General features: G+C 72.4%; 11 protein-coding genes and 1 pseudogene. All 12 read left to right on the top strand.

What is annotated here, in order from left to right; translation table 11 throughout:
* Window positions 1-260 (top strand): annotated as a pseudogene (locus NRP21_RS20460) (hypothetical protein); the annotation flags it as partial.
* Entirely contained in the window at window positions 247-1710 is a 1464-nt protein-coding gene (locus NRP21_RS20455) for a UDP-N-acetylmuramoyl-L-alanyl-D-glutamate--2,6-diaminopimelate ligase (RefSeq protein ID WP_257718083.1), read from the top strand. The pseudogene NRP21_RS20460 and the gene NRP21_RS20455, both read left to right, overlap by 14 nt.
* Window positions 1707-3086, top strand: coding sequence for a UDP-N-acetylmuramoyl-tripeptide--D-alanyl-D-alanine ligase (locus tag NRP21_RS20450; RefSeq protein WP_257718082.1), 1380 nt, complete (start codon window positions 1707-1709; stop codon window positions 3084-3086). The genes NRP21_RS20455 and NRP21_RS20450 overlap by 4 nt, the downstream gene beginning before the upstream one ends.
* The gene (gene mraY / locus NRP21_RS20445; RefSeq protein WP_257718081.1) at window positions 3083-4168 is read left to right on the top strand and encodes a phospho-N-acetylmuramoyl-pentapeptide-transferase; all 1086 of its coding nucleotides are present in this window, start codon (window positions 3083-3085) and stop codon (window positions 4166-4168) included. Before NRP21_RS20450 ends, mraY begins: the two co-directional genes overlap by 4 nt.
* The gene (murD, locus tag NRP21_RS20440) at window positions 4168-5514 is read left to right on the top strand and encodes a UDP-N-acetylmuramoyl-L-alanine--D-glutamate ligase (RefSeq protein ID WP_257718080.1); all 1347 of its coding nucleotides are present in this window, start codon (window positions 4168-4170) and stop codon (window positions 5512-5514) included. The genes mraY and murD overlap by 1 nt, the downstream gene beginning before the upstream one ends.
* Window positions 5511-6656: an FtsW/RodA/SpoVE family cell cycle protein gene (locus NRP21_RS20435; protein ID WP_456300244.1), complete on the top strand. Its 1146-nt coding sequence runs from the start codon at window positions 5511-5513 to the stop codon at window positions 6654-6656. The genes murD and NRP21_RS20435 overlap by 4 nt, the downstream gene beginning before the upstream one ends.
* Window positions 6653-7783 (top strand): undecaprenyldiphospho-muramoylpentapeptide beta-N-acetylglucosaminyltransferase, encoded by a 1131-nt coding sequence (gene murG, locus NRP21_RS20430; protein WP_257718078.1) that lies wholly within the window; start codon window positions 6653-6655, stop codon window positions 7781-7783. The genes NRP21_RS20435 and murG overlap by 4 nt, the downstream gene beginning before the upstream one ends.
* A gap of 3 nt (window positions 7784-7786) precedes the next feature.
* Complete coding sequence (gene murC / locus NRP21_RS20425) at window positions 7787-9229, top strand: UDP-N-acetylmuramate--L-alanine ligase (RefSeq protein ID WP_257718077.1); 1443 nt, start codon at window positions 7787-7789, stop codon at window positions 9227-9229.
* Window positions 9226-10131: a UDP-N-acetylmuramate dehydrogenase gene (gene murB / locus NRP21_RS20420; protein ID WP_257718076.1), complete on the top strand. Its 906-nt coding sequence runs from the start codon at window positions 9226-9228 to the stop codon at window positions 10129-10131. Before murC ends, murB begins: the two co-directional genes overlap by 4 nt.
* Window positions 10128-11081 carry a D-alanine--D-alanine ligase gene (locus tag NRP21_RS20415; protein ID WP_257718075.1) on the top strand — a complete coding sequence of 318 codons (954 nt, stop codon included), beginning with the start codon at window positions 10128-10130 and terminating at the stop codon, window positions 11079-11081. The genes murB and NRP21_RS20415 overlap by 4 nt, the downstream gene beginning before the upstream one ends.
* A complete protein-coding gene (locus NRP21_RS20410) occupies window positions 11071-11967 on the top strand; it encodes a cell division protein FtsQ/DivIB (RefSeq protein ID WP_257718074.1) in 897 nt (298 codons plus the stop codon). The genes NRP21_RS20415 and NRP21_RS20410 overlap by 11 nt, the downstream gene beginning before the upstream one ends.
* Complete coding sequence (gene ftsA / locus NRP21_RS20405) at window positions 11964-13265, top strand: cell division protein FtsA (protein WP_257718073.1); 1302 nt, start codon at window positions 11964-11966, stop codon at window positions 13263-13265. Before NRP21_RS20410 ends, ftsA begins: the two co-directional genes overlap by 4 nt.
* The last annotated feature ends 38 nt before the right edge of the window (window positions 13266-13303 follow it).

The following is a 13303-nucleotide window of genomic DNA, read 5'->3' as shown; positions in this document are numbered from 1 at the left end:
CCGCCGCCCGGCCCGCCGCGCCGCCGGCGGTGCCGGGGCGCCCGGTGACGACCCCCGCCATGGCGCCGCGCCCGGCGGCGCCGCAGCCCGTGCCCTCCACCCCCACCCTGGCGCCGCCCGTGCCGCTGCGGGTGACGGAGCTGGAGACGATGCGGGCGCAGGGCGTCAGCCGGATCCGCTTCACCATGGCCGCGCAGGCCGCGACCCTCACCGGCTCTGATGAGCTGTCCACCATGATGACGAGCCATGAGGCTCGATGACCTGATGGCCCCGCTGGACTCCGTCGCGATCCGCTTCGAGGGCCGGCCGGAGGTGACGGCGCTGACGGCGGATAGCCGGCAGGTGGTGCCGGGCGCGCTGTTCGCCGCGCTGCCGGGCGCGCGCACGGATGGCCGCGCGCATATCGAGGAGGCGGTGCGCCGCGGCGCCGCGGCGGTGCTGGCGCCGGAGGGCACGGAGTGGCCGCCCGGCGTGCCGCCGCGCCCGCTGGTGACGGCGGCCGATGCGCGGCGCGCGCTGGCGCTGATGGCCGCGCGGTTCCACGGCGCGCAGCCCCGCACCGTGGTGGCCGTGACGGGGACGAACGGCAAGACGAGCACGGCCGACTTCCTGCGCCAGATCTGGGCGAATGCCGGATCGCGCGCGGCGTCCATGGGAACGCTGGGTCTGATGGCGGACGGCTTCCCGCCCGGCCCCTCGCTCACCACGCCGGATCCGGTCTCCCTCCACGCGACGCTCGCGGCCATCGCGCGCGCGGGGGTGACGCACGCGGCGATGGAGGCTTCCTCCCACGGGCTGGAGCAGCGGCGGCTGGACGGGGTGCTGCTGGCCGGCGCCGGCTTCTCCAATCTGACGCGCGATCACCTGGACTATCACGGCACGATCGAGGAGTACCGCACGGCGAAGCTGCGGCTGTTCGACACGTTGCTGGAGACGGGCCGGCCGGCGGTGGCGAACGCGGACATGGACGGCGCGACGCTGGCCGCCATCCGCTCCATCGCGGCCAGGCGGCACCTGCGGCTGGTGACGGTAGGCGAGGCCGGGGCCGACCTGCGCCTGCTGCGCCATGCGCCACTGGCGGACGGCCAGGAACTGGAGATCAGCCTGTTCGGCCTGCGGGAGAGGCTGCACCTGCCGCTGGTCGGGCGCTACCAGGCCGACAACGTGATGCTCGCGGCGGCACTGGCCGTCGCCACGGGCCTGCCGGCGGACCGCGTAATGCGTGCCCTGCCCAGGCTTTCCGGCGTGCGCGGGCGGATGGAGCTGGCGGCGCGCTTGCCGAACGGGGCGGCGGTGTACGTGGACTACGCCCACACGCCGGACGCGCTGGAGCGGCTGCTGACGGCGCTGCGCCCCCATGCAGCGCGCCTGCACGTGGTGTTCGGCGCGGGCGGGGACCGCGATCCCGGCAAGCGTCCGCTGATGGGCGCTGCCGCAGCGCGGCTGGCGGACCGCGTGGTGGTGACGGACGACAATCCCCGCAGCGAGGACCCGGCCGCGATCCGCGCGGCGGTGCTGGCTGGCTGCCCGGGTGGCATTGATATCGGCGGGCGGGAGGCGGCGATCGCGGAGGCGATGGCGGCGCTCGGCCCTGGCGACGTGCTCGCGGTGGCCGGCAAGGGGCATGAGAGCGGGCAGACGATCGGCGGGGTGACGCATCCCTTCGATGACGTCTCCGTGGTGCGGGCGCTGGCGGGGGCCGCGGCGTGAGCGCGGTGCTTTGGGATTCAGCGGGGCTGCGGGCCGCCACGGGCGGCGACGTGCCGGATGGCGTCGCCGTTTCGGGCGTCTCCATCGATAGCCGGAGCGTCGGGCCAGGCGACCTTTTCGTGGCGCTGCGGGATGCGCGTGATGGCCATGACTTCGTGCCGGACGCGCTGGCACGGGGTGCCGCCTGTGCCATGGTGGACCGAGACGTACCGGGCGCCGCGCCGCTGCTGCGCGTGGGCGACACGCTGGCGGGGCTGACGGCCCTGGGCGCGGCCGGGCGGGCCCGTTCCCCGGCGCGATTCGTCGCCGTGACGGGCAGCGTGGGCAAGACGAGCACGAAGGAGATGCTGGCGGCCGGCCTCTCCGCTTGCGGGGCCGTGCACGCGGCGGTGGCGAGCTACAACAACCACTGGGGCGTTCCGCTGACGCTGGCGCGGATGCCGCAGGCCGCGGAATTCGGCGTGATCGAGGTGGGGATGAACAACAGGGGCGAGATCGCGCCCCTCTCCCGCCTCGCGCGGCCGCATGTGGCCGTGATCACGACGATCGCGCCGGCGCATCTCGGCCGCCTCGGCTCCATGGAGACGATCGCGGAGGAAAAGGCGGACATCGTCCTGGGGCTGGAGCCCGGCGGCGTGGCGGTGATCCCGGCGGAAGGCCCGTGTGCGGAGCTGCTGCACCGGCGCGCGGAGGAGGCGGGCGTGCGCGCCGTGCTCTTCGGCGAGGGCGGCACGGCGCGGCTGCTGGACTGGAGGGGCGGTGCCGAGAGCCAGACCTTCCGGGTCGGGCTGGACGGGGAGAGCTACGCCGTCTCCCTCCCCGTTCCCGGGCGGCACATGGCGATGAACGCGGTGGCCTCCGTGGCCGCAGCAAAGGCGATGGGCGCGGATCCCGCGCGCTTCGCGGAAGGGCTGGCGGGTTTCGCGCCGCTGGCCGGGCGGGGGGCGCGCGTGACGATCCCCGTGGCGGGCGGCGCGGTGCTGCTGCTCGACGAATCCTACAATGCCAATACGACCTCCATGCGTGCGGCCCTCGCCGTGCTGGCGGCACAGGAAGGAACGCGGCGCGTGGCCGTGATGGGTGATATGCTGGAACTTGGTAACGAAGGCGCGGCGATGCATGCCGCCCTGGCCGCGGACGCGGCGGCGAGCGCGGATGTGGTATTCACCTGCGGCCCGCAGATGGCGGCGCTGCACGAGGCCCTGCCGGCGGGGAAGCGCGGTGTGCACGCGGCGGACAGCGCGGCGCTGGCGCCGATCGTGGCCGATGCCCTGAGGGCGCGGGATGCCGTGCTGGTGAAGGGATCGCTGGGCAGCCGCATGGCGGTGGTGGTGCGCGCGATCAAGGCGCTCGGCGTGCAGGGAGCGGCGGCATGATCCCCGCCCTGCTCGCCGGCCCGGGCGACCTCATCATCTTCAACCTGCTGCGCTACGTCACCTTCCGCGCGGGCGCGGCCTGCCTGACGGCGCTGGTCCTTTCCATGATGTTCGGGCCGATGGTGATCCGCTGGCTGCGCGGCTTCCAGCGCGGCGGGCAGCCGATCCGGGCGGATGGGCCGGAGCGGCACCTGATCGAGAAGAAGGGCACGCCCACCATGGGCGGCGTGCTGATCCTGCTGGCGCTGACGGTCTCCACGCTGCTCTGGGCAGATCTTCGCAACGGGTTGGTCTGGGCGGTGATGGTCGTCACCCTCGGCTTCGGGCTGCTGGGCTTCGCCGATGATTGGCTGAAGGTGACGAAGCGGAACACCAAGGGGGTTTCCGCCCGCGGCAAGCTGGTGGTGCAGTTCGGGCTGGCGCTCGTGATCGCCTTCGCCATCCTCTACCTGCTGCCGCCCGGGCTGAACGACGGGCTTACGGTGCCGGTGTTCAAGGACGTGATCATTCCCTTCGGCATCTTCTTCCCGCTGGTGGGGATGCTGGTGATGGTTGGCTCCTCCAATGCCGTGAACCTGACGGACGGGCTGGACGGGCTGGCGATCGTTCCCGTGATGATCGCGGCGGGCGTCTTCGCCATCATCGCCTACCTCGTCGGCAACCGCGTTTTTGCGGACTACCTGCAGGTGGTCTTCGTGCCGGGCACGGGCGAGCTGGCCGTGTTCCTCTCCGCGCTGGTGGGCGCGGGCCTCGGCTTCCTGTGGTTCAACGCGCCGCCGGCGGCGGTGTTCATGGGCGATACGGGCAGCCTGGCGCTCGGCGGCGCGCTCGGCGCCGTGGCGGTCGCGACGAAGCACGAGGTGGTGCTGGCTATCGTCGGCGGCGTCTTCGTGGTGGAGACGCTCTCGGTCGTCATCCAGGTCTTCTGGTTCAAGCGCACGGGGCGCCGCGTGTTCCTGATGGCACCGCTGCACCACCACTACGAGAAGAAGGGCTGGTCGGAGCCGACCATCGTGATCCGGTTCTGGATCATCTCCATGATCCTGGCCCTGATCGGCCTTTCCACGCTGAAGATCCGCTGATGACCCCCTTTGCCGGACAGCGCATCGCGGTTCTCGGGCTGGGGCGGGCCGGGCTTCCGGCCGCGCGCCGGCTGCGCGACTGGGGCGCGGATGTCACGGCGTGGGATGACGGCGAGGCGGCGCGGGCGGCGGCGGAGGCGGCCGGGATCGCGATCGGGCAGCCGGGCAGCTTCGACCTGCTGATGATCTCCCCGGGCATTCCGCATCGCGGGCCGAAGGCGCACCCGCTGGCGCGGCGCGCGGCGGAGATCGGCGCGCCGGTGCTGTGCGACGTGGAGTTCCTGTACCGCGCCGTGCGCGCGGCGGGGAGCAAGGCGCGCTTCGTCGGCATTACCGGCACCAACGGCAAGTCCACCACCACGGCGCTGCTGGACCACATCGCGCGGGCGGCAGGGATGGTGGTGGCGACGGGCGGCAACCTGGGCCCGCCGGCGCTGGACATGCCCGTGCTGCCGCATGACGGCGCATATATCCTGGAGATGTCCTCCTATTCGGCGGAGCGGCTGGACCAGGCACGCTTTTCCCTGGGGGCGCTGCTGAACCTCTCGCCGGATCACCTGGACCGGCACGGCGATATGGCCGGCTATGCCGCGGCCAAGGCCCGGATGATGCTCGGGAACGAGATCGCCGTCTTCGGGATGGATGATGCGGAGACGCGGGCCGTGGCGGCCGCGCATGAAGGGCAGGCCGTTCCCATTTCCGGGCACGCGCCGCAGCCCGGCGGTATCTGGGGTGACGGCGCGCTGCTGCGGGATGAAGCGGGCGTGATCGCCGATCTTTCCGGCGCGCTGGCGCTGCCCGGGCCGCACAACGCGCAGAACGCGGCGGCGGCGGCGGCGCTGGCCTTTGGGATGGGCATCGGGCGCGAGACGGTGGCGCGGGCGCTGCTCACCTATCCCGGCCTGCCGCACCGGCAGGAGCGGGTGGGCCAGGTCGGCGGCGTGGCGTTTCTCAACGACAGCAAGGCGACGAACGCGGACAGCACCGCCTATGCCCTGGCCTGCCACGATCGGGTGGTCTGGATCGCGGGCGGGGTGCCGAAGGCGGGCGGGATCGTGCCGCTGGCGCCCTACTTCCCCCGCGTGGCTGAGGCGCTGTTGATCGGGCAGGCGGCCGAGGAGTTCGCGGCCACGCTCGCGGATCACGGCGTGCCGCACCGGGTCGTCGGCACCCTGGATGCGGCCGTCGCCGAAAGCCTGGAAGCGGCGCGGCGGACGGGCAGCGGCGCAGTGCTCCTCTCGCCGGCCTGCGCCTCCTTCGACCAGTTCCGTTCCTTCGAGGCGCGGGGCGATGCCTTCCGCGACCTCGTCCGCAACCTCGCCAACCGTGAAGCGGAGGCCGCCTGATGGCACTCTCCCGCGCCGATACCTCCACCCTTGGCCGCTGGTGGTGGAGCGTGGACCGCTGGACCCTGGCGGCCCTCCTTACCCTCGTGGGCTTCGGCTACGTCATGGTACTGGCGGCGGCGCCGGCGGTGGCGGAGCGCATCGGCGCCTCCTCCCGCAACATGTTCTTCGCCAAGCAGGTCATGTTCCTGGCCGGCGCTTCGGCGGTGATGGCGGGCGTCTCGCTGCTCTCGCCGCGGGGCGTGCGGCGCTTGGCCATGCTCGGCTTCTTCGGTGCGCTGCTGCTGACGGTGGCCACGCTGTTCATCGGCGCCGAGGTGAAAGGGGCTCGGCGCTGGCTCAACCTGCCGCTGCTCGGCTCCCTCCAGCCCTCCGAGTTCCTGAAGCCCTGCTTCGCGGTCTTCGCCGCATGGCTGATCTCCGAGGCGAAGCTGGCCGGGCGGCGCGGCATGGCCATGTGGGGTGCCGCTCTGGTGGCCTATCTTGGCGTCGCCCTCGTGCTGCAGCGCCAGCCCGACATCGGCATGCTGCTCGTCATCAGTTCCGTCTTCTTCGCGCAGGTCTTCGTGGCCGGGATCAACCTCGCCCTCGTCGGCGGGTTGGGGCTGCTCGGCGTCTCCGGAATCGTCGGGGCCTACTTCCTGTTCGACCACGTCCATAAGCGCGTGAACCAGTTCCTCTTCGGCGAGGGCGGGAACAGCTACCAGGTGGATGTGGCGCTGGAGGCCTTCGGCGCGGGCGGGGTGATGGGCGTGGGCCCGGGCGAGGGCCGGATGAAGAACGTGCTGCCCGACGCGCATGCCGACTTCGTCTTCGCCGTCATGGGAGAGGAGTTCGGGCTGATGATCTGCCTCCTCGTCCTCGGCCTCTTCGCCTTCATCGTGGTACGGGGGATGATGCGGCTGCTGGCGGAGACGGACCTCTTCGTCATCCTCGCCGCCTCCGGCCTCCTCACCCAGTTCGGGCTGCAGGCCTTCATCAACATGGCCTCCTCCCTGCACCTCATCCCCACCAAGGGGATGACGCTGCCCTTCGTCTCCTATGGCGGCTCCTCCGTCATCGCCATCGCGCTCGGCATGGGCTTCCTGCTCGCCCTCACCCGTAAGCGGATGAGCCGGGCCGAGGAGGGGACGGTCTCGTGAGGGGTCCCGTCGCGCGCCCGATCGTCATCGCCGCCGGTGGCACGGGCGGGCACTTCTTCCCGGCCGAGGCGCTGGCCGCCGCCCTGATCGGGCGCGGGGAGCGGGTGGCGCTGATGACGGATGCGCGCTCCTCCTCGCTCAACAGCCAGACCTTCGCCAATTCGGAGCGCTTCGTGCTGAAGGGCTCCGGCCTCGCGGGGCACGGGGTGCTCGGCGCGGCGAAGGGTGCGGTGGCGCTGATGCGCGGCACGATGGAGGCGCGGCGGCTGTTGCTGGACCTCAACCCCGCCGCGGTGGTGGGCTTCGGCGGCTATCCTTCCGTGCCGCCGCTGCTCGCGGCGCGGCTGATCCCGGCCTCCCGCCGGCCGGCGACGGTGCTGCACGAGCAGAACGCGGTGCTCGGCCGCGCCAACCGCGCCCTGTCGCGCGGGGCTGACCTGCTGGCCCTGTGCTTCGAGGGCACCAGCCGTGTGCCGGCCGGGGTGCGGGCGGAGGTGCTGGGCAATCCCGTGCGCCCACCGATCGCCGATCTCTACGGCGGGGGCTACGCGCCGCCGCTGCAGGAGATGCGGCTCCTCGTCCTCGGCGGCTCGCTCGGCGCACGCGTCTTCTCGGACGTGGTGCCGGCGGCCATCGCCGCCCTTCCGGAAGCGGATCGCCGCCGGCTGCGCGTGGTGCAGCAGTGCCGGCAGGAGGACATGGACCGCACCCGCACCGCCTACGCCGCGGCCGGGGTGAAGGCGGAGCTTGCGCCCTTCTTCGGCGACGTCGCGGCCCGGCTCTCCGCCGCCCATCTGGTGATCGCGCGCGCCGGGGCATCGACGGTGGCGGAGATCGCCTGCGCGGGGCGGCCGAGCCTTCTCGTTCCGCTTCCGCACGCTATTGACGACCACCAGACCGGGAACGCCCGTTCCCTTTCGGGGCGCGGGGCGGCCGAATTGATCCCTCAGGCGAGCTTCACGTCACAATCCCTTGCCACCGCGCTGAAAAAATTTCTTCAAGCGCCGGAAACCCTGGACGGAATGGCCCGGGCTGCGGCACTTCTCGGAAGACCGGACGCGGCTGAGAGGCTGGCGGACCGGGTCCTCTCACTCGTGGCGGCGACGCCCATCGGGAAAGTGCCCTAGCCCATGCGCGCCCTGCCGCTGAACATCGGCCCCATTCATTTCGTCGGGATCGGCGGCATCGGCATGTCGGGCATCGCCGAGGTGCTGCACAACCTTGGCTACCAGGTCCAGGGCAGCGACATCGCGGAGGGCTACAACGTCACCCGCCTGCGCGAGGCCGGGATCACCGTCTCCATCGGGCACGACGCCGCCAATCTCGGCGAGGCGCAGGTGGTCGTCATCTCCTCCGCCGTGAAGAAGGACAACCCGGAGGTGCAGGAGGCCCGCAAGCGCTTCCTGCCCGTGGTGCGCCGCGCGGAGATGCTGGCGGAGCTGATGCGGCTGAAGTGGTCCATCGCCGTCGGCGGCACGCACGGGAAGACCACCACCACCTCCCTCGTCGCCTGCGTGCTGGAGGCAGCGAAGATCGACCCGACCGTGATCAACGGCGGCATCGTCAACGCCTATGGCACCAACACCCGGCTTGGCGCCGGCGAGTGGATGGTGGTGGAGGCGGATGAGAGTGACGGATCCTTCCTGAAGCTTCCCGCCGTGGTCGCCGTGGTGACGAACATGGACCCGGAGCACCTGGACCACTGGGGCAACGCCGACAACATGAAGGAGGGCTACGCCAACTTCGTCGGCAACATCCCCTTCTACGGCTTCGCGGTGCTCTGCGCCGACCACCCGGAGGTGCAGGCGATGATCCCGCGCCTCTCGGACCGCCGCCTCATCACCTACGGCTTCTCCCCCCAGGCGGATGTGCGGGCGGAGCGGGTGATCACGGACCGCATGGGCGCCACCTTCGACGTGGTGGTGCAGGATCGCCTCTCCCGCCGCACGCGGCACCTCAAGCCCTTCCGCCTGCCGATGCTGGGCCAGCACAACGTGCTGAACGCCCTGGCGGCCATCGCCATCGGCGTGGAGATGGAGGTACCGGAGGAGACGATCCGCATGGCGCTGGCCGGGTTCAAGGGCGTGAAGCGCCGCTTCACCGTGGCCGGCCAGGCGAGCAACATCACGGTGATCGACGATTACGGCCACCACCCCGTGGAGATCGCGGCGGTGCTCAAGGCCGCGCGGCAGGCCGGGGCGAAGGACGTGATCGCGGTGGTGCAGCCGCACCGCTATTCCCGCCTGGACGCGCTGTTCGACGAGTTCTGCACCTGCATGAACGATGCCGGCACGGTGATCGTGGCCGATGTCTATGCCGCCGGTGAGCAGCCGATCGAGGGGCGGGACAAGGACGGGCTGGTGGAGGGGCTGCGCGCCCATGGCCACCGCTCCGTGGTGCCCCTGCCCTCCCCCGACCACCTGGCGGAAATGGTGCACGCCATCGCGCGCCCCGGCGACTACGTGGTCTGCCTCGGCGCGGGTAACATCACCAATTGGGCGCACGCGCTGCCGGCGCAGCTGACGGAGCTGCAGGCGAAGAGCGGCCCGCGCCGGATCAAGGGCGCGGCATGAGCGCTTCCGTCCACATGACGGAAGGCCCGCTTCCCGCCCTGCGCGGCCGTGTCCAGAAGGATGCGCCGCTCGGGCCGGGGACGTGGTTCCGCGTGGGCGGCAACGCGGATTGGCTGGTGCGCCCGGCCGATCTGGACGACCTGCTGCGCCTGCTGCGGCGGGCGGAGGCTCCGATCACAGTGATGGGCGCGGCCTCCAACCTCATCGTGCGGGATGGCGGCGTGCGCGGGATCGTGCTGCGGCTCGCGCGCGGCTTTGGGGACGTGGAGGTCGAGGCGGACGGCATCGTGGCGGGCGCCGCGGCGCTGGACGCGAATGTGGCGGAGCACGCGGCGGCGGCCGGGCTCTCCGGGCTGGAATTCCTTTCCGGCATTCCCGGCAGCATCGGCGGCGCGGTGGCGATGAACGCCGGCGCCTACGGGGCCGAGGTGGCGGACGTGCTGGACTGGGCGGAGATCGCCACGGTGGACGGGCTGCTGCGCGTGCGCGCGGCCGATCTGCGGCTTTCCTACCGCCGCTCGCAGCTTCCGCCGGGCGGGATCGTGGTGCGGGCACGCTTCCGCGCGACCCCGGGCGACAAGGACGCGATCGCGGCGCGGATGGGCCAGATCCGCGAGAGCCGGGAGGCGACGCAGCCCGTCCGGGCGCGCACCGGCGGATCCACCTTCGCCAACCCCGCAGGGCACAAGGCCTGGGCGCTGGTCGATGCCGCGGGCTGCCGGGGCAAGACCCTCGGCGGCGCGCAGGTGAGCGAGAAGCACTGCAATTTCCTCCTCAACACCGGCGACGCGACGGCGGCCGATCTTGAGGAGCTGGGCGAGGCGGTGCGCGCCGCCGTCCTCGCGCATTCCGGCATCACGCTGGAATGGGAAATCAAGCGCATCGGGGAGCGCGCGGCATGACCCGTGTCACGGTCCTTCTGGGCGGCCTGTCCAGCGAGCGGGAGGTCTCCCTCTCCTCCGGGCGGGAGATCGCGGCGGCGCTGCGGGAGGCGGGGTTCGAGGTGGCGACCTTCGATCCCGGGCCGGACCTCGGCGCGGTGGTGGCGGGCATCACGGCCACGCGGCCGGACGTTGTGTTCAACGCGCTGCACGGCCGCTTCGGCGAGGACGGCTCCATCCAGGGCGTGCTGGACTGGATGGGCATTCCCTACACCCATTCCGGGCTGCGCGCCTCGGCGATGGCCATGGACAAGGCGACCGCGAAGGCGGCCTTCGCGGCGGCGGGCCTGCCGGTCGCGCCGCACCGGTTGCTTGAGGCGGCGGCGCTGGCGGAAGCCGATCCCCTGCCCTTCCCCTATGTGGTGAAGCCTGTGCGGGAGGGTTCCTCCGTCGGCGTCCACATCCTGCGCAGCGGCGACAACCGGCGCGCGGAGATCGCGGCCACCTGGCAGTGGGGCGAGATCATCGCCGAGCCCTACATCCCCGGCCGCGAACTGACGGTGGCCGTGATGGAGGACCGGGCGCTGGCGGTGACGGAGATCGATACCAGCCGCACCTTCTACGACTACGACGCGAAATACGCCGATGGCGGTTCCGCCCACACCATCCCGGCGCGGGTGCCGGAGGCGGTGGCGCAGCGCGCGATGGAGGTGGCGGTGGCCGCCCACGCGGCGCTGGGCTGCCGCGGCGTCTCGCGCAGCGACTTCCGCTGGGACGATAGCCGCCCCGGCGCCGATGGGTTGGTGCTGCTGGAGGTGAACACCCAGCCCGGCATGACGCCGACCTCGCTGGTGCCGGAGCAGGCGGCCTATCGCGGCATCACCTTCCCCGAGCTCTGCGCCTGGATGGTACAGCAGGCGCAGCATGACGGGATGGAGCGCGGGCCGAAGGGGATGCGCGATGCCGCGTAAGCTCCAGGCCGGCATCCGCGCCCGCCCGGCCCCGCCGGAGCCGGTGCGGCCGAGCGCGCTGCGCCTCTGGCTGCGCCGCAAGCGGCCGCTGCTGCGGCCGGCGGCAAAGATCGGCGCGGTGCTGGCGCTCTGCGGCGTGGCGGCGCTCGGCGTCGCCCAGCTCGATCCGGCCAGCCGCTTCTCCGCCGCCATGGACGGCGCGACGGCCAGCCTCGGCGCGCGGGTCAGCGGACTGGTGGTCAGCGACATCAAGGTGGAAGGCGCGCGCAATACGCCGGCCGCGCAGCTCCGCCAGGCGCTGTCCGTGCGGGTGGGCGACCCGGTTCTCGGCTTCTCCCCGGACCGCGCGCGGGAGCGGCTGGAGAGCATTCCCTGGATCGAGGAGGCGGAGGTGCAGCGCCACCTCTCCGGCCTCGTGCTGGTGAAGGTGAGGGAGCGGCAGCCCTTCGCCATCTGGCAGAACAACGGCCGCTTCGCGATCGTGGACCGCGAGGGCCGGACGGTGGCGACGGACCGGCTGGACGCCTTCGGCCCCCTGCCGCTCATCGTCGGCGCCGGGGCGGAGAAGAGCGCGGCCCCCCTCTTCGACCTGCTCGGCGACGCGCCGGACGTGAAGGCCCGCACCCAGGCGCTGGTCCGCATCGGGGAGCGCCGCTGGAACCTTCGCCTGCACAGCGGCACGGACGTGCTGCTGCCCGAGGGGCATGAGGAGGCGGCCATCCAGCGCCTGGCGGAGTTGCAGCGGCAGAACCAGCTGCTGGACCGCCCGATGCAGACCGTGGACCTGCGCCTGCCGGACCGGCTGGTGCTGCGCCCCGCCCCCTCCTCCGCGGCGGAGCCCGCGGCGACCCCGGCCTCGACCCGCACGCGCGGGAGGAACGGGTGAACGCCGTGGCGCGCGTGCCCGACGGCGCCGGGCCCGGCCTGCCGCCGGCCCGCCCGCGTCACCCCCGGGCGCGCAACGGCAATTTCGGCGTGCTGGACATCGGCAGCACGAAGATCGTCTGCGTCATCGCCCGGATCGAGCCGGACGGGCTGCCCCGCGCCCTGGGCTATGGCTGGCAGCGCAGCCACGGGGTGAAGGGCGGCAACATCACCGACCTGGCCGCGGCCGAGCGCGCCATCCGCGCCGCCGTGGCCCATGCGGAGGAGATGGCGCACACCAAGCTCTCCGGCGTCATCGTCAACCTCTCCTGCGGGCAGCCCGGCAGCCGGCAGCGCAACGTGCAGTGGACCATCGGCGGCCGCGCCGTGACCGAGGCCGACCTGCGCGCCATGGTGAATGAGGGCCGGCGCCGCATGGCCGAGGAAGGGCGGGAGGCGATCCACGCCCTGCCCCTGAACTTCACCCTGGACGCGACCCCCGGCGTTTCCGACCCGCGCGGCATGATCGGCGAGAGCCTGGGCGTGCGGCTGCACATCGTGGACGCCGCCTCCGCCTCGCTCCGCAACCTCGGCACCGGATTGCTGCGCTGCGACCTGGAGGTGGAGGAGCCGGTTTCCGCCCCCTATGCCGCAGCCCTCTCCGCCCTCGCGGAAGACGAGCGGGAACTGGGCGCGACGGTGATCGACATGGGCGGCGGCACCACCACCCTCGCGGTGGTGCATGAGGGCCTGCTGCTGCACACCGCCCAGGTCCCGGTGGGCGGCTGGCAGGTGACGAACGACCTGGCGCGCGGCCTCTCGACCCCGCTCGATCAGGCGGAACGGCTGAAGACCATGTACGGCAGCCTGTTCGGTACGATCGAGGACGAGCGGGAGATGCTCTCCCTCTCCCAGATCGGGGAGGACGGGGAGAGCCTGTCCCGCGTGCCGCGGGCCCAGATGCTCTCCATCATCCGCCCGCGGGTGGAGGAGACGCTGGAACTCGTGCGGGACCGGCTGGCCGAGGCGCATCTGGGCCCGGACGCAGGGCAGCGCGTGGTCCTGACCGGCGGCGCGAGCCAGCTGGTCGGCATGCGCGAGACGGCGGCGCGGATCCTCGGGCGGCAGGTGCGGCTGGGGCGCCCGGCCCCGGTTCGCGGCCTGCCGGAGGCCTTTCACGCGCCCGGCTTCGCGACCACGCTGGGCCTCGTCGCCTGGGGCGGCGGAGAGGGGCGGCCGGCACTGGATTTCGATGACGCTTCACAAGGATCGCGGAGCGTTTTCGCGCGTTTCGTCAATTGGCTCCGGGACCGGGTGTGATGCATAAGGGCCTGGGGGCGATTCGTTTTCATCGCGTC

The organism is Roseomonas populi (assembly GCF_024594815.1).
In the GTDB taxonomy this organism is placed as follows: domain Bacteria; phylum Pseudomonadota; class Alphaproteobacteria; order Acetobacterales; family Acetobacteraceae; genus Roseomonas; species Roseomonas populi.
This window is presented reverse-complemented; position numbering and strand designations above follow the sequence as displayed.

Bases quoted from the DNA above. Each gene is read 5' to 3' on its own strand.
- mraY (WP_257718081.1), top strand. From the start codon at position 3,083: ATGATCCCCGCCCTGCTCGCCGGCCCGGGCGACCTCATCATCTTCAAC.
- NRP21_RS20415 (WP_257718075.1), top strand. From the start codon at position 10,128: ATGACCCGTGTCACGGTCCTTCTGGGCGGCCTGTCCAGCGAGCGGGAG.
- murD (WP_257718080.1), top strand. From the start codon at position 4,168: ATGACCCCCTTTGCCGGACAGCGCATCGCGGTTCTCGGGCTGGGGCGG.
- murB (WP_257718076.1), top strand. From the start codon at position 9,226: ATGAGCGCTTCCGTCCACATGACGGAAGGCCCGCTTCCCGCCCTGCGC.
- murC (WP_257718077.1), top strand. From the start codon at position 7,787: ATGCGCGCCCTGCCGCTGAACATCGGCCCCATTCATTTCGTCGGGATC.
- NRP21_RS20410 (WP_257718074.1), top strand. From the start codon at position 11,071: ATGCCGCGTAAGCTCCAGGCCGGCATCCGCGCCCGCCCGGCCCCGCCG.
- NRP21_RS20455 (WP_257718083.1), top strand. From the start codon at position 247: ATGAGGCTCGATGACCTGATGGCCCCGCTGGACTCCGTCGCGATCCGC.